General features: G+C 56.7%; 18 protein-coding genes. 16 read left to right on the plus strand and 2 right to left on the minus strand.

Features of this window, described 5'->3' with window-relative positions:
* The 12 genes from JW937_03955 to JW937_04010 form a co-directional block, all read left to right on the plus strand.
* A partial coding sequence (locus JW937_03955; GenBank protein ID MBN1586567.1) for a polysaccharide biosynthesis C-terminal domain-containing protein occupies positions 1–507 on the plus strand: 507 nt, incomplete at its 5' end.
* Positions 497–1,360 carry a class I SAM-dependent methyltransferase gene (locus JW937_03960; GenBank protein MBN1586568.1) on the plus strand — a complete coding sequence of 288 codons (864 nt, stop codon included), beginning with the start codon at positions 497–499 and terminating at the stop codon, positions 1,358–1,360. The genes JW937_03955 and JW937_03960, both read left to right, overlap by 11 nt.
* The gene (locus JW937_03965) at positions 1,338–3,182 is read left to right on the plus strand and encodes a sulfatase-like hydrolase/transferase (protein ID MBN1586569.1); all 1,845 of its coding nucleotides are present in this window, start codon (positions 1,338–1,340) and stop codon (positions 3,180–3,182) included. The genes JW937_03960 and JW937_03965 overlap by 23 nt, the downstream gene beginning before the upstream one ends.
* Before the next feature lie 7 nt (positions 3,183–3,189).
* Positions 3,190–4,149: a glycosyltransferase family 2 protein gene (locus JW937_03970; protein MBN1586570.1), complete on the plus strand. Its 960-nt coding sequence runs from the start codon at positions 3,190–3,192 to the stop codon at positions 4,147–4,149.
* A gap of 22 nt (positions 4,150–4,171) precedes the next feature.
* The gene (locus JW937_03975; GenBank protein MBN1586571.1) at positions 4,172–5,617 is read left to right on the plus strand and encodes an O-antigen ligase family protein; all 1,446 of its coding nucleotides are present in this window, start codon (positions 4,172–4,174) and stop codon (positions 5,615–5,617) included.
* Positions 5,618–5,628: 11 nt separating this feature from the next.
* Complete coding sequence (locus tag JW937_03980) at positions 5,629–6,558, plus strand: glycosyltransferase family 2 protein (protein ID MBN1586572.1); 930 nt, start codon at positions 5,629–5,631, stop codon at positions 6,556–6,558.
* Between the two features lie 3 nt (positions 6,559–6,561).
* Entirely contained in the window at positions 6,562–7,530 is a 969-nt protein-coding gene (locus JW937_03985) for a glycosyltransferase (GenBank protein MBN1586573.1), read from the plus strand.
* Between the two features lie 8 nt (positions 7,531–7,538).
* Positions 7,539–8,372 carry a polysaccharide deacetylase family protein gene (locus JW937_03990; GenBank protein MBN1586574.1) on the plus strand — a complete coding sequence of 278 codons (834 nt, stop codon included), beginning with the start codon at positions 7,539–7,541 and terminating at the stop codon, positions 8,370–8,372.
* Complete coding sequence (locus JW937_03995; protein ID MBN1586575.1) at positions 8,314–9,237, plus strand: methyltransferase domain-containing protein; 924 nt, start codon at positions 8,314–8,316, stop codon at positions 9,235–9,237. Before JW937_03990 ends, JW937_03995 begins: the two co-directional genes overlap by 59 nt.
* 37 nt (positions 9,238–9,274) lie before the next feature.
* A complete protein-coding gene (locus JW937_04000) occupies positions 9,275–11,305 on the plus strand; it encodes a glycosyltransferase (GenBank protein ID MBN1586576.1) in 2,031 nt (676 codons plus the stop codon).
* Positions 11,256–12,212: a glycosyltransferase family 2 protein gene (locus JW937_04005; protein MBN1586577.1), complete on the plus strand. Its 957-nt coding sequence runs from the start codon at positions 11,256–11,258 to the stop codon at positions 12,210–12,212. Before JW937_04000 ends, JW937_04005 begins: the two co-directional genes overlap by 50 nt.
* A gap of 5 nt (positions 12,213–12,217) precedes the next feature.
* Positions 12,218–14,287 carry a hypothetical protein gene (locus JW937_04010; protein MBN1586578.1) on the plus strand — a complete coding sequence of 690 codons (2,070 nt, stop codon included), beginning with the start codon at positions 12,218–12,220 and terminating at the stop codon, positions 14,285–14,287.
* Between the two features lie 409 nt (positions 14,288–14,696).
* Here JW937_04010 and JW937_04015 read toward each other — a convergent pair whose 3' ends face one another.
* Positions 14,697–16,223 carry a sulfatase-like hydrolase/transferase gene (locus JW937_04015; GenBank protein MBN1586579.1) on the minus strand — a complete coding sequence of 509 codons (1,527 nt, stop codon included), beginning with the start codon at positions 16,221–16,223 and terminating at the stop codon, positions 14,697–14,699.
* Positions 16,224–16,228: 5 nt separating this feature from the next.
* Positions 16,229–17,620 carry an SAM-dependent methyltransferase gene (locus tag JW937_04020; protein MBN1586580.1) on the minus strand — a complete coding sequence of 464 codons (1,392 nt, stop codon included), beginning with the start codon at positions 17,618–17,620 and terminating at the stop codon, positions 16,229–16,231.
* A gap of 46 nt (positions 17,621–17,666) precedes the next feature.
* Between JW937_04020 and JW937_04025 the strand changes: the two genes are divergently transcribed.
* The 4 genes from JW937_04025 to JW937_04040 form a co-directional block, all read left to right on the plus strand.
* Positions 17,667–17,822 (plus strand): hypothetical protein, encoded by a 156-nt coding sequence (locus JW937_04025; protein MBN1586581.1) that lies wholly within the window; start codon positions 17,667–17,669, stop codon positions 17,820–17,822.
* A gap of 82 nt (positions 17,823–17,904) precedes the next feature.
* Positions 17,905–19,995, plus strand: a complete 2,091-nt coding sequence (locus JW937_04030; GenBank protein ID MBN1586582.1) for a hypothetical protein — start codon at positions 17,905–17,907, stop codon at positions 19,993–19,995.
* The gene (locus JW937_04035) at positions 19,992–22,142 is read left to right on the plus strand and encodes an alkaline phosphatase family protein (protein MBN1586583.1); all 2,151 of its coding nucleotides are present in this window, start codon (positions 19,992–19,994) and stop codon (positions 22,140–22,142) included. Before JW937_04030 ends, JW937_04035 begins: the two co-directional genes overlap by 4 nt.
* Positions 22,139–22,551 (plus strand): hypothetical protein (locus JW937_04040; GenBank protein MBN1586584.1); only part of this gene is annotated, 413 nt, incomplete at its 3' end. The genes JW937_04035 and JW937_04040, both read left to right, overlap by 4 nt.

A 22,551-nucleotide genomic window follows, 5' to 3' on the forward strand; every position in this document is an offset into this window, starting at 1 on the left:
GTGGGCGCGCTTTTTCCCACACTGTCCCGCAGATACCAGACGGACCGGAAGAGTTTTGAGCGGGCTTATGTGCAAAGCTTCAGGCTTATGGCGGTGATCGGCGCGCCGGTGTGTGCGGGCGTGACCCTCTTTGCTTCGCAGCTTGTCCGGCTTGCCTTCGGGGAGGGTTTTGAGGCCTCGGCCTGGGTTTTGCAGCTCTTGGCCTGGGCCGGGCTGCTGGTGGCCTTCGGGAATCTGAACGGTTCCGTGCTCTATGCGGCCGGGCGCCAAAAGGTGATGGCCGTAGTGTGCGGGTTGGGATTGATCCTCAATATCGGGCTCAACATCTGGTTGATTCCGCCATATACCTACATGGGGGCTGCCTTTGCAACGCTGGTTACAGAGTTGCTCGTGTGGTTGAGTTTGATGGGCTACCTGAGGTACCGGCTCGGCTTGGATACACACCAGCTCTGGGGAATGCCCGATTTGAAATATCTCAAGTCCGAGGAGAAAACCCATGGGGATTAGCGCCTGTCCTCTCTGCAATTCCGAACAGGTGCGGCCCGGTGTTTTTTTACTCGGGCGTTTTCAGGTGAATCGATGCGCCGATTGCCGGAGCTATTTCATTGACCCCCGGGTTTGGGGGAGCCTGGCACCGCACTCTTGGCCGGGAGAATTGGCGGAGGAGAGGGCCGCTTACTACGAAAAGCATTTTCGATCCTTCCGGCTGCGGACCTATGACCGGGCCCTGGACCATCTGGAGGCTCTGGCGCCCAAAGGAAGACTGCTCGATGTGGGGGCCGGGTACGGCACCTTTTTGACGCGGGCTTTGGAGCGCGGATGGGAGGCCCAAGGGGTGGAATCCGATGCAGAGGTGGTGCGTTGGGTGGAGGAAAAACAGGGACTTCCTCTTGAGCAGGGAGACTTTCTGTCCGCAGACTGGTCCCAAGGGCCCTACCGGGTGATAACGCTTTGGGACGTGCTGGAGCATCTGCCTGATCCGCGGGCCGCAGTGCTCCGGGCCCGCGAGCTTCTGGAGCCCGGGGGGATGCTGGTATTGCGCACCCCCATCTGCAACGCCCTCTTGCCCGGGTTGTATCGAATGTTGTATCATATTACTAATTCAAGAGTTACTGCTCCTCTGGATAAACTCTTTGAGTTCCACCTGTGGCACTTTGACTCGCGAGCCATTGATGGAGTGCTGGAGAATTCGGGGTTTGCGATTCGCCGCTTTTACCGCGAACCTTGGGTGAATGGGAGGACCTTGCATCTCAAGTCCTGGGCGCGTTCTTTGCCGTTGCGTTTAGGCGTTTATGGGGCTCTATTCCTGTCTCAAGTGTGCAGGCAACATGACGAGGGTGTCTGGATTGCGACGCGTTAAGGTTTTTGTTCAGACCTGGATGAGTGTGGGGCTTCTGGCTTTGTTGTTGGAGTACGGGCTGAGTGTTTGGTCGAACTCCAGCTTCCGGTTGCAATTGAGGGCCCTGACCTGGCCGGATCTTCTGATCCAGTTAGGGGTCTTGAGTCTCTGGTATGGGTTGGCCTCTGCCCTGGGAGGCGCCTTGCTTGCCCTGCTTTTCGTCCGGCCCACAGGCGGGGAAACTGCAGACAATGCCTCCAAAACCGCTGCTTTCAGTGCGCTTCTGCTGATCCCCGGCGTGTATTTGGGGTGGCTGATCCGGTACCTTTTGCTGAGTAACGGGATGTTTTCTCTTTGGCTGTGGTTCTTGTGCTGGATTCTGGGACTGATCGCTTTATGGTTTGGGCTTCGGATGCTGCGAGTGAAGCGTTTTTGCCTCCCGGCTTGGGTTGTTCTCGGGATACTTTTGCTGATGGCAGGGGTTAAGACCGTGCCTTTGGGTACTGCAGCCGGCGCAGGCCAGGGACCGAACGTACTCCTGGTGACATGGGACACGGTGCGGGCCTCGGATCTGGAGAGTTCCGGCGGACAGGCCCTGACCCCTCAGCTCAGCGCGCTTGCGGCGCGCGGTGTAAGTTTTTCCCAGGCGCATTGCCAGGTGCCTCTGACTGTTCCTTCTCACGCGAGCCTGCTTACGGGCTTGTACCCGCATACAAACGGCAGTGTTTCGAATTTTCATCCTTTGCCGTCCCCGCAGAGGACTTTGGCTGAAATTCTCAAGGACCAGGGCTATGCCACCGCTGCGGTGCTCAGCGGGTACACGCTCAAGGATCGTTTGGCCAATCTTTCCCAGGGCTTTGATTTGTACAACGATCGCTTCGGCTTTCTGGACGGCTTCAAGCTTTTAAGGGCGAGTATGCGTTTGGATTGGCAGGGTTACTCTTATTCCGAGCGTTTGGCTCCGCAGACAACAGAACTCGCGCGCGCTTGGCTGGAGGATCACGGTCGCGACGGGGGTGGCCCCTTCTTTCTTTGGGTGCATTATTTTGACGCGCATACTCCCTACCATCCGCCGGGGACGAAACAGATCCGGCAAGAGACCGGGCTCACAGACCGCGTGCAGCTGGAGCTGGCCGGACAGCCCTTGGAAGCGGTTGGAGAGAGCCGGGCCCGAATTATGAAACAGTTCTATTTGGGTGAGTTGGCATTGATGGATGCCGAACTGGGACGGCTCTTGCAGGCTTTGGACGAAAATGCTTCCGCCAAGAATACCGTGATTGCGGTGGTGGCGGATCACGGCGAGGGCTTTGCCCACGATTACTATTTTGATCACGGCGACCGTGTTTACGAGGAACAGGTTCACGTGCCTCTGGTGTTTTGCTATGCGCCGCATTTTGCGGGGGGCGAGGTACGCAGTGCCGGAGCCGGGCTTGTTGATGTGGCCCCGACTATCCTGGACCTGCTTGGGCTGCAGTCCGAGGCCGGCCGGATGCAGGGGAGAAGCCTGCTGCGTTCCGGAGCTGGTCCGCTTGCAGACCGGGCGATTTTTGGAGATTGTCCGGAGCGTGCGGGGTTTCATACGCTAGGACCTCTGGAATACGTTAAGTTGGGCCCTTGGAAATTGATTCAAAATCGCATGGGGGGGGCGGTACGGCTCTTTAACCTGGATGAAGATCCTGAAGAACTCGTGGACCAGGCGTCCCAACATCCGGAGATGGTGGAAGAGCTCTCCAAGCAGCTAAGACTCTGGCGTCTGCATGCGCTCCCGGCCGAGTCCCTGGCAACAGGGTCTTTGAGTTCACAGGATCAGGAACACTTGAGGAGTCTGGGCTATTTGCACTGATGTTGCGGTGATTGTCCCGGTTTTGAATGCCCAACAGAGCATCGGCTTGTTGCTTGATGCGTTGGAGAAACAAGAGACCCGGCCTCGAGAGCTGGTCATTGTGGACAACGGTTGCACGGACAGCACGATTGAAATTGTGAAGTCCTTTGCGGAGCGTTCTTCCTTTGCTGTGCGGGTATTAGAAGAAGAAACGCCGGGTCCCTCAGCGGCGCGCAACCGGGGGCTGGCAGAGACAATAGCGGAAATCTTGGTTTTTGTGGATGCAGATTGCATCCCCAGCCCCAAATGGCTCACTCGTATTTTGGAGCACATGGACTCGGGAGAGACAGTCGTTTGCGGTCCGTATCAGGATAGTGCTCCGCAGGGATGGATCGGCCGCTATATCGCCTCTTACCAGACTGCGGAAAGAAGAGAGGCGCGCAAGGTGACTGCAGCGGATTACCGTAACCCGCTCTTTCTCGGCGGGAACATGGCTTGGCACAGGGAGCTTCTGCTGCAGATGGGCGGCTTCCCCGTGGAGCTGCGCTGGGGCGAAGACCTGGAAATGGGCCGGCGCCTGTTGGAGAAGGGTACGGGATTTCTTTATGATCCCGAGCTCTCCATGGAGCATCGCAATCATGACACCCTGCGGATACGCTTTGCCAAGGCCTGGAGTTTTGGCCGGTATGAGGCGCGTATTGTCTCCATGCAGGAAGGGCCCAAGGTCGACATCCGGTTCCTGTCGCCCCTAAAGCTTCTGCTGCTTTCCGGGGTGTGCTTAGGCCTCATGCCGCCTTTGGGTTGGGCCGGCTTGGTTTTGCTCTTGGGTTGGGCGCTGTTCCGGATGAGCACCTATTATGAACGGGCTGAACTCCGGATCGGGCCCAAGGAAATTTTGTATGCACCCCTTCTTTTGATTGCCGAGCGTTGCGTCATGGAGTTGGGACGCCTCAAGGGGAGCATTGAACACAAGGTCTTATGTTTTTAGCCCGGAGGAGTGAAAGAAGAGGATGATGACTAGAAACGGTGTATTTGCGGATCGTGCGTTGAACTTTGCCTTTTGGTCCTCTCTGGTCCTGTCCGGGATCGCGGTGGGAGCGGCCATTGCCTGGTGTCCACCCTTGGTTCCTTTGGCTCTTGTGGGCAGTTTAGCCGTCTTTGTGACTGCGTTTATGTTGCCTGAAGCCCTCATCATCTTGTTGTTGGCGCCCACTCCTTTTTATATCCTTTGGCAGGCAGGGGGCTTGTCTCCGGTAGAAGCCGCCTATGTGGTAACCTTTGGAATCACCCTCTTTGCCTGGATGCTGCAGCGCTTTTTGAGAGGTTACCGGGGGGATCGGGTGCAGAGTGTCAATTCTCCGGTGCGTTCCCCCATCCTTGCTTTGCTCCTTCTGGCTTTTTTGGGCGCGACGCATGCGGAACTCCGGGGAAAACCTTTCCAATGGTGGGCCTCTGATCTCAATATCATCCTGGGCTATGCGATCTATTTTGTGGTTGCCGGCGTTTACACCACACCCAAGAAATTCCAGCGTTTGCTCAACTGGATGTATATTATCTCGGCACTTTCCTTAGCTCGCGCCCTGTACACACGGTTGAATGACGGGGGGATTTTCTACAGCGAATTCGGGAGCGTGGTCCCGCACCTTTCCCAGGGTTCTTCCTACACCCTGATCACCTTTGCGATTACCGTCACGATCTTGTTTAAGATCACCCACAAACACAAAGAATACAGTAAGTATCTGATTCTGGCCGGCGCGTTCGGGGCTCAGCAAATCCTGGCCGGGAACCGCAGCCGGTGGATGGCCTGTATCGGAATGCTGGGGCTGCTTTTCTTGGTTGTGCCGGCCTACCGCAAATATCGCTTTGTGAAACTGGGATCCATCATCGCCTTCAGTTTTGGCCTCTGGTATTTGATCGGGATTACAATTCCCGTGGAAAATGGTTTCTTGCAAGCCCCGGTGGTTTTGACGGACCGTTTTGCTTCTGTTTTTGAAGGAACTCAGCAGCCCACGGTCAAGACCCGTCTTTCAGAATGGGACGCGGTCTTGGAACTGGCGAACCGGCATCCTGTCATAGGCAATGGTTTGGGGAACCAGTTCATGTACCTGGGTTATGATTCCCTGCGGCCCAATTGGCGGAAGACGCGCTTTGTGCACAACAGTTTTTATTGGTATTACCTGACTTTGGGGGCATTGGGGATCGCGGTTTTGCTTTGGTTGTGTGTGGCCGGTTTTGTCTTTGGCATCAGCCTGTCCAAGCGATTCGAAGATCCCTATTGGCGCGGTGTGGCATTGGGTTTGACCATGGCTTTTGTGGCCATTGTGGGCGACTCCTTCTTGGGTAGCGCGCTCAGTGAACCGGGGCGTACGATTTGGGTGGGTACGATCCTGGGTCTATTGGCTGCTCTGAACCAAATGCAACATCGCATTAACGGGCACGCAGAAGAGAGTGCCTGAAAGCTGAGTTCGTGCGCGTAGGAATCGTGATACTCAATTACAATCAGCTGGAAGACACGCGCCAGTGTCTCCGGTCCCTGCGCAATCTGCAGTATGCGGATCGCAGTATCTACGTCCTGGATAATGGTTCGCGGGACGGTTCTCTTGCAGTACTTCCTTCCGAGTTTCCGGAATGCACCTTCATCGACAATCAGGCCAACCTCGGATTTGCCGGGGGTTGTAACAGGGGCATTGAGCGAGTCCTGAAAGACGGTGCCGATGCGGTGATGCTCCTGAATAACGATCTGGAGGTGGATCCCGCCTTTTTGAGCGAGCTGGTGGAGGTTCTCCGGAGCCATGACAAAGTCGCTGTGGTGGGAGCGGTTAATTACGAGCTGGATCATCGTGAAGTGCTGTTTTCTGCCGGGCATCGAATCAATCTCTGGACCGGGACACAGACAAAGCTGGACCCCTCCACCTTTGCGAAGATCTTGGGTACTTCCCGGCTGGAAGAACCTCTGCGGGTGCAGTGTGTGCCGGGAAGCGCTTTTCTGATTCGGCGCGAGGTTCTTGAAGAAGTCGGGCTTCTGGACGAGCGTTTCTTTATCTATTATGAGGAATCTGATTTTTGCCTGCGGGTGGCCGAGGCAGGCTGGGAGTGCTGGATTGTGCCCTCTTCCAAAATTTGGCACCGGGTGTTCAGCAGTCTCGGGCAGCGCAGCCCTGCCATTCACTACATCTGTACGCGTAACCTCTTGCTTCTAGTCCGTAAACACGGGACGCCACTTCAGCGCGCAAGTTTTCTTCTCTATAACACGCTTTATCTCCTGGCCAAATCCGCCTATTTTGCTTTGCGCGGGCGGCCGTGTGCAGCCAAGGCGATTGCCTGGGGTTGGATCGACTACTGGAGGGGAAATTGGGAAATCGGCCGCCTGCAGGAGGTGCGGGATTGGGGGGCCTAGTCCATGGCTGAGATTTCTGTGGTGATTCCTGTCTTGAACGAGTCTCAGAATGTGCTGGATGTGCTCGAGGCTCTTGTGCGTCAAAGCTGTGTGCCCGGAGAAGTCTGCTTTGTGGACGCGGGCTCAGTTGATGGGACACCGGATTTGGTGCGCCAGGCGTCGAAGTCCTCGAAATATCCCTTTGCGGTGCGCGTCTTAGAGCTCAAGAGTGCCTTTCCGGGAGCGGGCCGGAACGCCGGGGTGCGCGAGTCCCGCTTCGATACGATTGCCTGTACCGATGCGGGCGGGGTTGTGGATCCACAGTGGTTGGCCCGTTTGACAGCTCCCTTGCAAGACAATCCAACGGTGGGTCTTGTGGTCGGCGGGTTTGAGGCGCGGGGCCGGACACAGTTTGAGCACCTTGTGGGGCTGCTTACAGTGCGAAAGACCGCGAATCTGGCGCTGCTGAGCGCGGGCGGGGCGTCCGTGGCCTTTCGCAAGTCTGCCTGGGAAAAGGCGGGCGGTTACGCGGAGGATGTGTATCCCTGTGAGGACGCGGTTTTCTTGAGGGCGGTCCTGGAATCGGGAATCCGGATTGAGCGTGCTCCCGAGGCCCTCTTTTACTGGAAACCCCGCTCCTCACTCCGGGCTCTGGCCCGCCAGTATCATCACTATGCCTGGGGAGATGCGACGCTGGGGGTCAATACAAGGCGTCACAGTCTCCGGATTATGTTTTATCTTGTTTTGCTCCTCGCTTTGCTTAGCGGGCTGTCTGCCTGGCCGGCGCAGGCTGTTGTCCTTGCCCTCCTGGTTTATTTAGGAATTCTCAGTTTCCGCGGGTGGCGGCAGATGCAATGGCCCGGCGCTTGGCTTTGGGCTCCGCTCATTCTCCTGACCAAGGATCTTGCTCAGATCGCAGGCTGGATGAAGGGGCAGTGGAACAGACTCCAAAGGGGGCCGCGCAACATTCATGGGCGGCGGACTGAAGGATGAATGCTTTTTTGAAACGTGGTTTAAGCGGGGCCTTTGGCCTGTGCGGCGGGGCCTGTCTTTGGGGGAGACGCGAGGCAGCCCATGCGGGCATGAGACATCCGCGTATCGTCTTGATGTATCACGGAGTCTCGGAGAGTCCTTCGTTCAACAGCGTGCCGGCAAAAGCCTTCAGGGAACACCTCTCGTACTTGGCGGATCACTATCGCGTCAGCACCCTAAAGGACTTGTGCGAGAGCTTTAACTCCAAAGGCGGCGGGCCGCAGGTGAGTTTAAGTTTTGACGACGCTTACACAAATCTGTTTGCGTTCGGGGTTCCGGTCTTGCGCAAACTCGGCCTGCCTGCCACGGTCTTTGTGCCTGCCGGGCACATGGGCGCCGCGAATACCTGGGAGCGCGTTCCGGGTTTTGAGGCATTGAATGTCGCCGGGGCCGAACTTCTCCGGCAGAGCGATCCCAAACTTTTGGAAATTGGGTCGCACGGCATGAACCATATCCCCCTGAGAGGCTTGAGTGATGCGGATTTGCACCGGGAGGTGGCCGAATCGCGCGCCCGTCTTTCGGAAACGCTGGGCAGAGAAATCCGCTTTTTTGCCTATCCTTATGGGCGGCCTTGGCACCAGGACGCAAGAGCCCGGGCGGCTGTGCAGGCTGCAGGCTATTTGGCGGCCTGCAGCTCGGTGTGGGGGCGCTTCAATGGCGAATCCACGCGCTGGGCCATGCGCCGGCTGGTGATCATGCCCGGGGACTCCTGGAAAGATGTGGCGGCCAAACTCAAAGGTTGGTATGACTGGACTGCGGTCCTGGAACAATATTTCCGGCGGGGGGCGGGTGGAACAGATTGATTGCGCGCTTTGCGGCGCGGATAAGACGACAGCAGTCTGGGTTGAAAATGGCCTTACCGTGGTGCGCTGTAAGCAGTGCGGTTTGATGTATACGAATCCGCGGGATGTGTCCGAGGCCACAGGGGATTTTTTTGAGCAGACCCTGAGCGGGCCGGAGGCGCTCGATGCCGACGAGGCCATGATGTGGGATGCGTCCCGCCGCGCGCGCTATGATGAAATGCTCAAGCGTTTGGCCGGGTTCAGAGGGCCTGGCCGGCATCTGGATGTGGGTTGCGGTCTGGGCTATTTTTGCCAGGCAGCTGAAGAGAACGGTTGGGAATCTTATGGCGTGGACCCCTCCAGGCGTTCCTGTGTGGAAGCAGCCAAGGGTCTGGGTATGGGCCGTGTGTTTGTGGGTACGCTCGAAGACTTGCCCGGGGACGCCGGGCCTTTTGACCTGATCAGCTTTTGGGATGTCCTGGAGCATCTGCGGGATCCGGCCAATACCCTAAAGCAAGCCCATGCCCTCTTGGCCCCCGGGGGTGTTTTGTTTGCGGAAGTGCCCAACACGAGCTTCCATTTGGTGTACAACCGCATCCGCCGTTTTCTGGAAAGAGGGAAGGGCTTGATGTATCTCATGCCCCAAGGCCATCTTTATCATTACACGCGGGCCACCCTGAAGGGCATGCTCCAGAATGCGGGGTTTGAACGCGTTGATTTTTTTGCGGGCGAGCCCACTCGCGTGATGTTGGTGGGTAAGAATGCCTATAGCCGGACTTTGGTTCCTCTGAAAATCGCCTACAACCAAATGGCCAAAAGTTTGTTTCGTTTGAGCCGGGGGCGGATTTATCTTTCGAATAGTCTGTCTGTGTTTGCAAGCAAGTGAGCGGGTGCCCGGCACCCGCATAACCAGAGCATGAGTGATGTCTGATACCCAGCGCTATTTCACGGAACTGGCGGCACAGTACAATCAAACCCATTATGCGGGCGATTTGCGCTATCCGGCTCTGAAGATCCGGCAACACCACACACTGGAGATGTTGAGGCGGTTCCGGGCAGGGGGGCGCAAGGGCCGGGTTTTGGACCTGGGTTGCGGGCCGGGTCCCTTTTTGCCGCAGCTGGGGGAACTTTTTGAAGAAGTTTGGGCCTTGGATGTGTCTCCGGAAATGCTCAGCCTGGCTGCGGAAAAGGCCGGGGCCTGTGCGGCCCGCTGTCTGCGCGTGCAGGGAGACGCTGAGCACTTGCCTTTTAGGGACCAATCCTTTGATGCCATTGTGGCAGCGGGTGTCCTGGAATACATGGAAACCGATGGGCCCATGCTTGCGGAACTGCGGCGGTTGTTGAGGCCCGGCGGGATTTTTGTCGGCAATGTCACGACTTTGGGAGTTGTGGGCCTTTTGGATCCGGTCGTGCGCCTTCTCAAAGGCTTGGGGCCGTTGCGATGGCTCTACCGCAACTGGATTACAGGGGGACATGCGGAAAGGGCCGGGGAATCCGGCATGCTCAAGATCCAAGCCAGGAAGCATTCCGCGAAGATCTTTGTGGACCAGCTTGCTCGAGCAGGGCTTCAGAAATCCGACAGCGTGTACTTTCATTTTAGCCCCTTACCGCGCCCCTTCCAGATGTTGCTGCGCCGGATTGCGATTCCCGTGGGTTTGAAGATGGAGGCGTGGGGCCGGCGTCCTTGGCTTGGGACTTTGGGAGAAGGGTATTTAGTGGAAGCGGTCCGCTTAGCGGATAGAGATTTTTGTACTCAAGGGACGCGGCCGAAAGTGGCTCTGATCTCCCAGGCCACCGGAGGGGTTCAGGAACATATCATGAAGCTTTTGGAGGGCTTGGACCGGGGAAGATGGGATTTGCACGCGGTTGTCTCAGAGGCCGATCATGTCCGGGGCGCGGACCCTGAAAAACTTTCTTTTCCGCAAGCTTTGAAAGAGGCCGGGGTACCTGCGCATTTTGTGGATATGCGCCGGGAGATTTGTCCTGTGGGCGATCCCAGGGCCCTGGGTCGATTGGTCCGGCTTCTGCGCCGTGAGCGTTTTGACGTGGTGCATACACACAGTTCCAAGGCAGGTTTTCTCGGCCGGCTGGCTGCCTGCATTGCGGGTGTGCCTGTCGTACTGCATACCCCGCACAGTATTGCCGTGGACCGGCCGGGCGCTGCCTTGCCAGTGCGTGCCTTCTATGCCATTCTGGAGTGGCTTGCGGGCAAATGTTGTGATTGTGTGATGGCTTTGTCCTCTTCAGAGCAGGCTCTTCTGCGCGCATGGCGCATTGTGCCCGGATACAAAATCCGGATGATTCCCAATGGAGTGGACCTCGCATCCCTGGCACAGCGCGCGGGGGATCCGGACGAAAAGCGCCGTGAGTTGGGTATCGAGAGTCTGGCGCCTGTCTTGGTTATGGTGGGCCGTTTGGCCCCTCAGAAGGCGCCGCAGGATTTTGTGAGCGCTGCGGCGCTTGTGCTGCGCCGCTTTCCAAATGCGCGTTTCTTGTATGTGGGCGACGGCCCGCTTTTGGAACAGACTCAAGAGCAGATTGATGCATTGGGTTTGGGGAGTTCCGTTCAGTTGATGGGCTGGCGCAGCGATGCCCCCGCTATTGTCGGTTGTGCGGATTTGGTTCTCCTCTCTTCCCTTTGGGAGGGTATGCCCTACACGGTCCTGGAAGGGATGGCCTTAGGCAAACCCGTGGTGGCCACAGCCGCGACCGGAACCGTGGATCTTCTGAAGGACGGGGTCGGGGGAGTGCTGACCCCTTTGCACGATCCGCAGGCCATGTCTGAGGCCATTTGCCGTTTGTTGGAGCGCCCGGACGAGGCGCGTAAAATGGGGGCAGCCGGCAGAGAAAAGGTGCGAACCGCGCATAGTCTGGATGCGCAACTCAAGGCCGTGGATGAGCTTTATGCAGACCTGCTTCGATGGGCTGCGGCCAGAGGGCGTTTCAAAGAGTGATGGGAGGACAGGAGTGAACGAGGATTCGCAGAGAACTAGAGGGGTGGATGCTCTGACTGTAATTGTGCCTGCCTATAATGAGGAAGCGGGCATTGTCTCTGTATTGCAGCAATTGCAGGAGGCACTGGGGCCTTTGGGTGTTCAGTATGAAATCCTGGTGGTGGACGACGGCTCCACAGATGCCACTGCCGATAAGGTCCGCAGTTTTTCCGGAGAGATTAAGGTGGTGCAGACGGGCCGGAACCAAGGTTACGGGGCGGCCATTAAGGCCGGTATTCGCCGGGCCTTGTATCCTTGGATCATGATAACGGATGCGGACGGCACCTATCCCGTGGAGGAGATCCCGAAGCTCCTGGACGCGGCTTCGGACTGGGATATGGTGGTGGGCGCGCGCACGGCCCCGGATGCCAAGCTCTCGGGGTTGCGTCAGTTTGCCAAGTGGTTCTTGGTCAAGCTGGCCGAGTATCTCTCGGAAACGGAAATCCGGGATATGAATTCCGGCATGCGTCTCTTCCGTAAAGATCTGGCCGCCAAGTTTCTCAGCATTTTACCCTCGGGCTTCTCTCTTACAACGACCATCTCCCTGGCCTTCTTGAGTGAGGGCTACACGATTGGGTACGTTCCCATTAGCTACAACAAGCGGGTGGGTCGTTCCAAGATTCGCCCGATTGCCGACACAATCAATTTCTTGACTTTAATCCTGAGGACTACGGTTTATTTCAAACCGCTCAAGGTCATTCTCCCTTTGAGCGGAGCCTTGGTTTTGGCTGCGGTGGCGATTTTTCTTTACGGATGGCTTGTCGTGGGGCATCAGTTTGATATTACGGTGACAATCCTAATACTCTTTGCGATGCAGATTACGGTACTGGGGCTGCTGGCTGATCTCTTTGTGAAGAGGAGGGGATAGCTTTTTTGAAGCGCATTTTTGGATTTCTCCTCAGCCTGTTTTTGATTTTGCTTGTCTCCGCGTTGGGGATGATTGCGCTGCCTTTGTGGCAGGGGCCGGATCTCTGGCTGCACCTGGATCACCCTGTGCGTCTGCACAGCCTTTGGTTTTTGCTCCGGGATGCGGCGCCGGTTTATCATGCAATCGGCAGTTGGAGTCCCTATTTCATGGGCGGCTGGCCTGTGCTGCAGTTTTATCCGCCCGGTTATGCCTACATCGCCGTCCTGATAGATCTTCTTAGCGCCAAATCTCTGAGCATCGAATGGATTTACTATCTTCTCCTGGTCGTTGTTTACCTGCTTCCGGCCTGGACTTCCTATTGGTTTTCGCGCTGTATCGGGCTCAACCGGGCTGTCTCGGCTTGGGCGGCTGTTCTCATTCTGATCTTTAGAGATCCGGTTTATATGGGGAGCGATGTGCGCGGTGCGCTGGAGATGGGGATGCTCAACGGGCGAATTTCTCTGGCCCTTTATCCGTTGGCGGCTGCTTGTGCGGTGCGCGCTGCGCAGTCCGTCCGTCCCTTCTGGTCTTTTGCTCTGACCGGCGCGGTGTTAGGTGCTGTGGCAGTAACGCATCCCTGGCATTTTCCGTTGGCTGTGGTCGCGGTGCTCACGGTTTTTGCTTGGCAGTGGGGGAAGTTCCATAATCTGCGCGGCAGTACCGGGGTCCTGTGGGTCCTGTGGATGGGCTTGATCAGCTTGGGGTTGGCTGCTCATTGGCTTTTTCCGGCTATGGCGTACAAGGACCTCTACATGCGTTCGGTTCATCACCCCTGGTCCTTTGTAATCCTGGGTTCCTGGGTCAAGGGGATGGGGCCGGTCCTGGTGCTCTACGCCTTGGCCTTGGCTGCGGTCTATGCGGAAAAGGACGATTGCAAACGCCGCACTTGGTCCGCGATCCTGACTATTCCTCCGCTGATGGCCCTTTTGAGCCTTGTCAATTACTACCTCTTTTACCGGGTCCTCGGCTTGGATCTCTTTGAACCCATTAAATTCAAAGACGATATCTATATGGCCACGCTTTTGGTGTCCGGGATCGGGCTCAAGTATTTGGCCGATCTCTTGCTGGGGCTCAGCCGGCAAAAGCCGGTCTCGATTTCCAAGCGGGCTTGGACCTGGGTGGTTTTGGTCGTGTGTTCAGCCGGCCTTTGGACTCCGTACTTGGACAGTCCGCTTCAGAGGCGTTTGGCGCCCGGGGATCCCTTCTACTACTCCAGTATGGAGAGGTCATTGCGGCTCGACGCGCTTTGGGAAGTTTTGCGTGGGGGGAAGGGCAGGCTGTTGACCTCCGCGGTGACCGTGCGTCACGCAGGGAGTTGGTCTCATCTCTATGCGTTGATCCCGCAATACACAGGCCGCGAGGTCATCGGCGGTCTTCGCGGGCATATGGGGCCTGTGATGAGTGCCTATTTGTATGGGGATGCTGCGCACAAGATCTCCGATACAGGCTCCAAGAGCTGGGACCAAATCCTTCTGGGCACTTCATTTGAGCCTGAGGAGGAACTGGCCTTTGTGGAGCGCTGCGGAAGGCTGCGCGTGAGCCAGGTCTTGGTGCATGACCGGGAGATCAAGGCCCTGGCATTTTTTACTGCTTCGCCCTTCTTTGTATTGGAAAGCGCAGTGGGCCCTTTTAGGATTTTTGCTTTGATAGGGCAGGAGCCCTTGCCTTTGCCTCCCGGACTCGTGGATGTGCAAGTCGGTACGCACGGCTTTGAAGCCCGTATCCCAGTGCCTTTGGCTAAGGCAGCAACCTGGGTGCCGGGCATGGCTTACCACCCGGATTGGTGCGTTGAGATGGTGGGCGCGCCGGTTCCCACCCGGATGACATCCGAGGGCTTGCTGCAGGTGGAGGTGCCGGCAGGGATCCGGGGCCTGTTGCAGGGCGCTTATGTCCGCGGGCCCTGGGAGATTTGGGGTTTGCGTTTGACCTGGGGCACACTCGTTCTCTTGCTCATTAGTGCGATCGCAGGACTGTTTACGCACAAGGACGAGCAAGAAGATCTGGACATCTTCCACAAAACTGCCCAAGGCGTTTAACCCGGCCACGCTGCCGGAAGCCACTGCCCTGTGTTGAATCAAACCAGGGACGGTTCTCGCTTACCCCTTGTGTATCATTGAGTTCCGTGAGAACCGTCCCTTTTTCACAGAACGTGGCTTTCGTCACCCCTTAGCACACAACCGTTGCTCCGACAGCGCGGCCGGGGCGTGGCTCATAGCGCGTGCGCGCGGAGAGCCACCCCCGTGACAGCTGGCGGAGTAAGTCAAAGCGACCCCACGCGTTGTTTGGGGCAGATTCCGCAAAGCCATCTGACGCAACACGTCAGCGCGAGGTGACCGGCCCGATCCCTAGGGAATGCAGACTCGAAATCCGCACCCATGGGGACGACCCTTACATAACTCTCACTACTACAAATAGATGGCGAGAACCGTCCCTGGTTGTGGAAGCTTAACGAAGTTGGTCGGTGACTTCGGTGAGGTCGTAGGGATAGGTGTGCGGCGCGAAGTGGGAACGGTCGGGCAGGAGTTCCAGATCTGCGCCGAACACATGATTCAGCAAGACACGAAAGCTGTTGACCGGGGAGATTCGCGGATAAAGACGCGCTTCGGCGCCCGGCAGGTAATAGGCATTGAGGATCGCCATCCTCTCCGCCAAGTGGGTCTTCTCCAAACTGCTGTGATCCAGATACATTCCCGGACCGTGATCTCCTTGAATGATCAACACCACAGGGCGCACAGATTCCTGCAAAATGCGTTCCACGGCGGTGTTCACCTTTGAATTAACATACCGGACCTGATTCCGGTAGCCCTCCAGATATTCCTTCCGGGTTCCGCCGAGTTCAAAGAAATGACTCCCATCGTATAGGTGAAATTTTCGATCCACGCTTAATGCCTCGCCCTGGGCCCCGAGCACAAAAGGCGGATGGGGTAGCAGCACATGGGCGAAAACAAAAATCGGTCCGTCCTCCTGCGGAAGCTCCGGTAATTTCTCCAGAATAAATCTCATTTGATTGCGGTGCGCATCATACTGAAACCGGGAAAACGGCAGGCGGAGCCTTTCCATGAGATAAGGCACCGGGGTAGTGTTGAGCAGCACATTTTGAAATTCGGTCACTGTGCCCTTGTAACTCAGATGCACGTCGGCCTTGACCAGGGTATCAAAACTGAGTGTCCGGTAGCCCTGTGACTTCAGCAGTTGCATGATCCGGTTATCCCGCATTCGCTTCACAAGAGGGGAACGGTCGGAATTGCGGGGGCCCATCCGGCGCGCGAGCTCATCGAGGTACTCAAAATTAAGTGAGGAGGAGAGAGAGAGATGGGTTTGAGGGTAGTTGGTGTAACTCTGCGAAGCGATATAGAAGCCCTTTTGCTTCAGAAATCCGAGAAATTCGCTGTTGTCGTAATCGTAGAGATTCTGGAGCACGTCCTGCCTGCCGTATCCATCCAAAATCAGATAGTAAATATCGGGTTTGGCCGCGGGCGCTTTGAGAGCCATACCCGAGGGGTCCGGTCCTTCAGAGTTTTGAATGCGTCCGCCAAACTGCGCCAGGCCCGTGATGAGGGATATGCCGACCAGACAGAGGCTGAAGGTGTTGAGAAAACGCGTGAGCGTTTCCAGATTGCGGCGCGTGCGAAGGCAGAGGAACACGTGGCTTACCAGAAGAAGCCCGAATACCAAAAGGACATAGCGGTGCCGCCCCCACATCCAGCCGCCGAGGCGGGCTCCGTGGATCAATCCGATCACATGCCCATACGAAAAGAAGAAAAAAATCAGGCCGCTGAGCAGCAGGCCAACTTTGGCCCGGTCCTCGATCCCCATGCGCAGCAGGATCCAAAGGAGCGAGGTTCCGGCGAGTACAACGGATAGGGGGAGCCAGAGTTCGGAAAGCTGCATTTGAGACGAATTGTGCACAAAGGCCGAGAGGATTGGGAAGAGAGCAAAGAGAAAGGGATGAAAGACAGAAGTGCGTCTCATCACATTTACCGCCGTTTCATGGAGTAGAGTGTGCGCGAAGTTCCGGGGATACTTTCAACCCGGAGATTTTCGAAATACCGTCCAAAGGCTGCTTCGAAACCTGCCTGAGTGTACAGAGGAAAGATGTCCTCCCGGGAAGCCAACAGGCGTTGGACCTGCGAATCTTCCTTGGGAACGAATTCGATAATCAGGCGGGCGCTGAGCGTGTCGAAGTAAGCGGCGATTTCTTCAAGAGGTGTGTTGTTTGAAATAGCCAGATGGTGGACCAAAGCCAGGGCCAGAATTGCACCGGCCGGACCCCGCTCTGCCAAGGACATTCTCTCCGTTGATCTCCACCCCAGACCCGGGCTCGGATTCGAAAGATCGAGCTGCAAAGGCAGCAGGTGCGTTTGCCCTTGGGCCCGGCACTGGAGATAATTTTTTTCCACGGCTGCAGGATCGATATCAAAAGCCAGGGTTTGAATGGAGCGTTCCGCGGCAAGGCGGCTGAAAAGGCCGGTATTGGCCCCCAGGTCCCAGACTGTCTGCGGCTTGGGTTCCAGCGCATCGAGCATCTCTCCCACGATTTGCCTCTTGGCCTCCAGACTTTCCGGGCTGTAATTCGTATCCCCGTAATACTCGCCCCATTCCGTGCCCTGGGGTTTCCAACGGAACTTGCTAACGGTGCTGCACAGACTGTCCACCAATCCTTGGCGCGCCATCAAACTCATCATAGCCCGGCGTCCTGCAGTCGCTGCGCCGGCAAATTTTTTCTGACTCATCGCATGCAGATGAATATGGGAGAGGAGCCCAAACTGAACATAGGTCCGCCGCGGCAGAAGGGCATGCGTGAGATCCACAGGGATGCCGTCCAAAAAGGGGCGCAGGAGTTGGGAGAGGCGCACGTCGCAATGCGCCATGAGGGCTAAGGGACCCAGAAAATGCTGGCAAAATTGGCGATAGGCCACCCAAGGCTCACCGGAGCGGACGCGCTCAAAGGACAGGGAGTCGATGAGAAGCGGGCGTCCGCCGGAAAACTGGATATTGTAGGCGCTGCAGTCTTTAAGACTGAAACCCTTCTCAAGGGCTCTGCGCTCCAGCTCCAGGGTGGTCAGGGCCGCATCCTGTAATTGGCTGAAACTCCATTCATAAGGGTAAGAGACAAAGGACAGTTGCTGCGGCCTGAGGACCCGGCAGGCGCCTTCAGTGAGGGCCAGACTGAGATCGACTTCTTCGTGGGAAATGAGCAGTCCGTCCCGGGTCAGGGATTCGTAAAGTCCGGACTGAAGAAAGGCTTCGTATTCTTCCCTATAGGGTTCATTGATCTGCCGGTAGAGGATTCCCTCGCGCGTGTAGACAAAACCGTCAGGGTCGCGGAAGGAAGCGGAGACTCTAGTCCCCGGTGCCGGTGTGATCATCATCCTTTTTTCTCGAAAACAGGCTTGAAAGGAAGAGCTTGATCCGGTGCCAAAAAATCTTCAATCCAAAAGAGAGGGCGAGGAAGGCGCCCAAAAGGAGCTGCAGGAAATAACTGCCTGTGCCTGGATCAAGATAGGCGTGTGCGGGCCGGGGCAGCAGGCAGGCAGCGAAGACAAGGAAAAGGAATACCTGCAAAACTGAGGGTGGCTTGAACAACGAAACCTCCGATTTGAAAAATCTCACGGGAAGTATACTATACTAAGAAGATCAAGGTCAACGTAATATGGTGAAAAGACAGAAATTACGATATATCCTGCCGTCTCTTGCATTCCTTGCTGGTCTGCTGTTCCTTGCCGCTTGCTCGGCTGCCTCCACAGCGGATTCTTCCTCTGCGTCTATTGATTACTCTCATGCCCAGGAAGTCTGGGTTATCTTTGGTTCGGAGGACGATTCTCATGGGATTGAAGTGGCGGATCCTGAGGAAACCCGGCCGGGTTTTTGGAAGGGCAAGAGCGGCCGCCACACTGCGGACGCCCAGACTTTAACCTTGAATGTGAACGACAGCTTTGCCTTTGACGGGAATGCGCAACGTCTTGACTTGGAAATTACGTATCTTGACAGCGGAAAGGACAAACTTAATATCGAGGCGGATCGCTTTGTGGAGGATGCGCGGGATGGCCGCTATTCTTGGCACACGGGTGTGCTGTTGATCAAGACGGGGACCAGTGAGTGGAAGACCTACCGCGTACCTCTGCACGATTGCCGTTTTGCTAATCGCCAGGGCCGGGACTATTCCATGGAAGGCGGGATTGGGGATCTTCGTATCCACGCCCGGGACAACGGACCGGAGACTTTGCACAAAGTGCGTCTCTCAGTGCCCTATTTGCAGGCGCGCACCGCAGCGCCCGGAAATGTTTTTGGTCTTGGAGAACCTGTGCTGGTGGAGGTGCAGGTGGCCAATCGCGGTATCGAGACCCTGGATGGCACATTGCGTTATGCGATTCAGGGTCCCGGGGGAGAATTCCTGGACCAGGGAGAAGAAAAAGTCCTCTGTCCCTCGGGCCTCAATACGGTTCATGTTTTGCGCGCGAGTCCGGAACGCCTGGGGCCGTATTCTGTGGAGCTGAGCTTGCTCAACACCGAAGGCCAAGTCCTTGGCGAACAGACTGTGTACGGGGGCGTGGGTGTCCCTCCTCTCAAGCCTAATCCCGAGAGCCCGTTTGCGGTGGGTGCTCTCTTGGGCCGGAACTGGGGGCGTGAATCCGAGGCGCAGCTCATTGCCCAGAGCGGTGTGGCTTGGGTGCGCCAGGGCTTGCGCCAGGATCGCATTGAGCGCCAGGAGGGCGAGTACACTTGGAGCCTTGTGGATCAGGGGCTCAACGCGGCTGAGTCTGCGGGTCTGCGCGTGATGGGTTCATTTTTGGGCGGGACGCGTTGGGCTCAACCTTCGGACGGGACAGCGGAATCCGGAAAGGCCTTTGTGCGTTTTGTCGAGGCGGCAGTGAGCCGGTACGGGGATCGCATTGCCGCCTGGGAGATTTGGAATGAGCCGGATTTGGAAGCTTTTTGGAGCCCGATCAATCCAACGCGCTATGCCGCGACTCTGAGAGCTGCCGCCCAAACATTGCGCCGTCATCAACCGGAGACCCTCATTGTTTCGGGAGGCCTGGCCCGGGGGAATTTCTGGTTTTTGGACAAGCTCTACAAAGAAAACGCGCTTCAGTCTTTAGTCGATGTGATCGGGCTGCACCCATATGTGAAGAGACCGGAGAAACAGGGGAAAGAACCGGGAGTGATCCAGCGGATCAAGCAGGCAGAGCTCTGGACCGAGCGGGCTGGCGATGCCTCCCGTCCCTTCTGGCTTACGGAGCTTGGATGGAGCACCGGTGAATTGCATCGGGACATCGGAAAGACTCTGGACGAACCGACTCAGGCCGCGTTTTTGGTGCGCACCTTTGTGCTTGCGCTCAGCCGGCCGCAAGTGGAACGCATATTCTGGTTTAATTTTCGCGATTTTGGAGATCTGCCGGAGTCCCCTGCGCAAAGTTGGGGTATAGTAAGGTTTGATCTTTCTGCGAAGCCCGCATACCTGGCGCTTCGAAATCTTGCGACACAACTGAAGGACTCGAATTGGGAGGCATTGGACCGCTCGAACGCCTCCATGCGTGCCTATGAATTCAGAGGGAGCGTGCGCAATGTTTGGGTGGTTTGGGCTCCGGAAGGCCCGGCAACGGTAAAGCTGCCCTTCGGGCCCGGACCTGTTCGCGTGATTGATCTAATGGGGAATGAGGAGATCCTGAATTCAGAAAAGGATTTTCTCATGGGCGAGATCGGCCCGGAACCGGTGTTCCTGATCTCAGGAGATGTGCAATGAGAGGCACTCGAATTCTGACAGCGCTGTTTTCTTTGGCAATACTTTGGGCCCCTGCGGCCTGGGCTCAGGACCGGGTGCTGATTCTCGGTTTTGACGGAGCGGATCCGGATCTTTGCCGGCAGTGGATGGAAGAGGGGCATTTGCCGAATATGGCGCGCGTGGCCCAAGAGGGTTGCTTTGTGGATTTAGGGACCTCGACCCCGCCGCAGTCTCCCGTGTCCTGGGCCGTGTTTTCCGCGGGCAAGAACCCCGGTTACACGGGGATCTTTGATTTTCTGCGCCGGCAGCCGGGCAGCTACTTGCCGGAATTCGGGATGATCATGCGCACGAAGCGCTCCATCCTGCCGCATCCGGCCCAGCGCATCGGAGTGGCTGTGTTTGCAGGGCTATCGGCTGCGATGGTGTTTTGGCTGTTTCTGTTTTTGCTGCGCCGCAGGCACCGGCGGGGAGTTAGTCTGGTCCTGGGCGCAGTGGCCGGGGGACTGGTTTACACTGCGTTGTTTTTGTGGGTGCCTGCGGAGCTGCCCTGGCCTGAGGCTGGAAAGAAGACGCGCTCTTTCTGGCAGTACAGTGCGGACGCGGAAGTGCCGACGGTCGTCATTCAATGCCCGGCGACTTTCCCGGCCGAACCCATGAAAAAAGGTTTTGGCCGTATGCTTTCCGGGCTGGGAGTTCCGGATGTGCGCGGCACTTTCGGTACTTTCAGCTATTACTCAGACACCATCGAAGAGAACCAGGATACGGAGATGGGGGGTAAGCTCGTTCGCGCAGTACCTGACGAGAACGGAGTCATTGAAAGCTTTGTCTGGGGGCCGCGCAATGAAACGCTGAAGGAGCGTCCTCCGATTCAGCCGCCCCTGCGCATTCAGCTGGACCGCAAGAAGCAGACAGCCACTGTTGAATTCCAGGGCCAGTCCGAAACCCTTGCGGTGGGCTCTTGGAGTTCCTGGTATGATTTCAAGTTCCCGATGAATCCGCTTCTCAAGATCCGGGGTATCGGCCGTTTCTATCTAGAAGAAGTCTCGCCGCATTTCAAACTCTACCTCTCTCCCGTCAATATCCATCCGTGCCAGACTCCTCCCAATGTGAGCCTCTCTACCCCCAAGTCTTTTTCCAAGCAGCTCGCGGAGGAGGAAGGCCTTTACAAGACCCTGGGCTGGGCCTTTGATACCTGGGCCCTGAACGAGCACAAGATTGACGAGCAGGTCTTTTTGGAGGATGCCTACTTTACCTTCCAGAGGCGTGAAGCTCTGATGAAAAACCAACTCGAGAAAAGGGATTGGCAGTGTTTTGTCGGCGTGTACGAGGCCACGGACCGTATTCAACATATGTTTTGGCGTCTCTTTGACAAGGAACACCCGGCCTATGACGCGGACTTGGCTGCCCGGTACGGCGACGCCATTTTTAAGGTTTACCAGGAAATGGATCGCATCGTGGGAGAGGTCTATGACAACTATGTGGACGAGAATACCTGGTTTGCGGTGGTTTCAGACCATGGCTTTCACTCCTACCGGACGTCGGTGAATATCAATACCTGGCTGGTGAAGCAGGGTTATATGCACCTCAAGGCCGAGGAGGAGACCCGTGAGAGGAATCTCAATGATCTTTTTGACCAGGGCGAGTTCTGGCCCAATGTGGATTGGTCGAGGACGCGCGCCTACAGCCTGGGCCTGGCCGGCCTTTATATCAATTTGCAGGGCCGCGAGCCGCAGGGGATCGTTTCAGTGGAGCAATACGAGAGTGTCTGCGCCCGTTTGATTGCGGATTTGGAGGCCTTGGTGGATCCGGAGAGTGAGGAGGATGTGATACGCAAGGTTTACCGTCGCCATGAAATCTACAGCGGGCCCTGGGTTCCCTTTGCCCCGGATTTGGTTGTGGGATTTCAGGAGGGTTACCGCACTTCCTGGCAAACGGCTTTGGGCGGGATTCCTGCCGAAGTCTTTGAACCCAATCTGGCCAAGTGGAGCGGGGATCATTGCTCTTATGATCCGGAAATCACCGCAGGGATGTTGCTGAGTAACCGGAAGGTGTTGGACGATCCTCATATCATGGATTTAGCGCCGACGGTGCTGCAGTTGGTCGGAGCCCCCGGAGGCCAAACAATGCAAGGACGCGTGCTGCGATTGAAGCGGGGACTTGAGGATTGACCGCCCGCGATCTTCTGGCCTTGGGGATTTCTTATGCCTATATCCTGTTTGTCCTGGGTTTTGCCGAGGCTTTGCGGGCGCGTCTCAAGTACAGCCCTGACTTTACGCGGAAAGTAATTCACGTGAGCGTGGGTTCCTGGATTGTGCCGACCTTTTTTTTGTTTGATTCTGCTTTAGCCGCGCTAATTCCTCCCTTGAGCTTTGTGTTCCTCAATTCACTTGCCTTGAAAAAGGGGTGGTTTCGTTCCATGAAAATTCAATCCGAGGGGGATTGGGGCACTGTTTACTTGCCGCTAAGCTTTGTTTTCTTGATTGCGTTGACCTGGAACACGCCCTATCGTTTTGCCACAGCCGTGGGACTGTTGATGTTGGCCTGGGGAGATGCTTCTGCCGCGCTGGCCGGACGCAA

The sequence above is a fragment of the Candidatus Omnitrophota bacterium genome, assembly GCA_016929445.1.
Lineage (GTDB): Bacteria > Omnitrophota > Gorgyraeia > JAFGIU01 > JAFGIU01 > JAFGIU01.

Bases quoted from the DNA above. Each gene is read 5' to 3' on its own strand.
- JW937_03960 (MBN1586568.1), top strand. From the start codon at position 497: ATGGGGATTAGCGCCTGTCCTCTCTGCAATTCCGAACAGGTGCGGCCC.
- JW937_03975 (MBN1586571.1), top strand. From the start codon at position 4,172: ATGATGACTAGAAACGGTGTATTTGCGGATCGTGCGTTGAACTTTGCC.
- JW937_03985 (MBN1586573.1), top strand. From the start codon at position 6,562: ATGGCTGAGATTTCTGTGGTGATTCCTGTCTTGAACGAGTCTCAGAAT.
- JW937_03995 (MBN1586575.1), top strand. From the start codon at position 8,314: ATGACTGGACTGCGGTCCTGGAACAATATTTCCGGCGGGGGGCGGGTG.
- JW937_04000 (MBN1586576.1), top strand. From the start codon at position 9,275: ATGTCTGATACCCAGCGCTATTTCACGGAACTGGCGGCACAGTACAAT.
- JW937_04005 (MBN1586577.1), top strand. From the start codon at position 11,256: ATGCAGACCTGCTTCGATGGGCTGCGGCCAGAGGGCGTTTCAAAGAGT.
- JW937_04015 (MBN1586579.1), bottom strand. From the start codon at position 16,223: ATGAGACGCACTTCTGTCTTTCATCCCTTTCTCTTTGCTCTCTTCCCA.
- JW937_04020 (MBN1586580.1), bottom strand. From the start codon at position 17,620: ATGATCACACCGGCACCGGGGACTAGAGTCTCCGCTTCCTTCCGCGAC.
- JW937_04030 (MBN1586582.1), top strand. From the start codon at position 17,905: ATGGTGAAAAGACAGAAATTACGATATATCCTGCCGTCTCTTGCATTC.
- JW937_04035 (MBN1586583.1), top strand. From the start codon at position 19,992: ATGAGAGGCACTCGAATTCTGACAGCGCTGTTTTCTTTGGCAATACTT.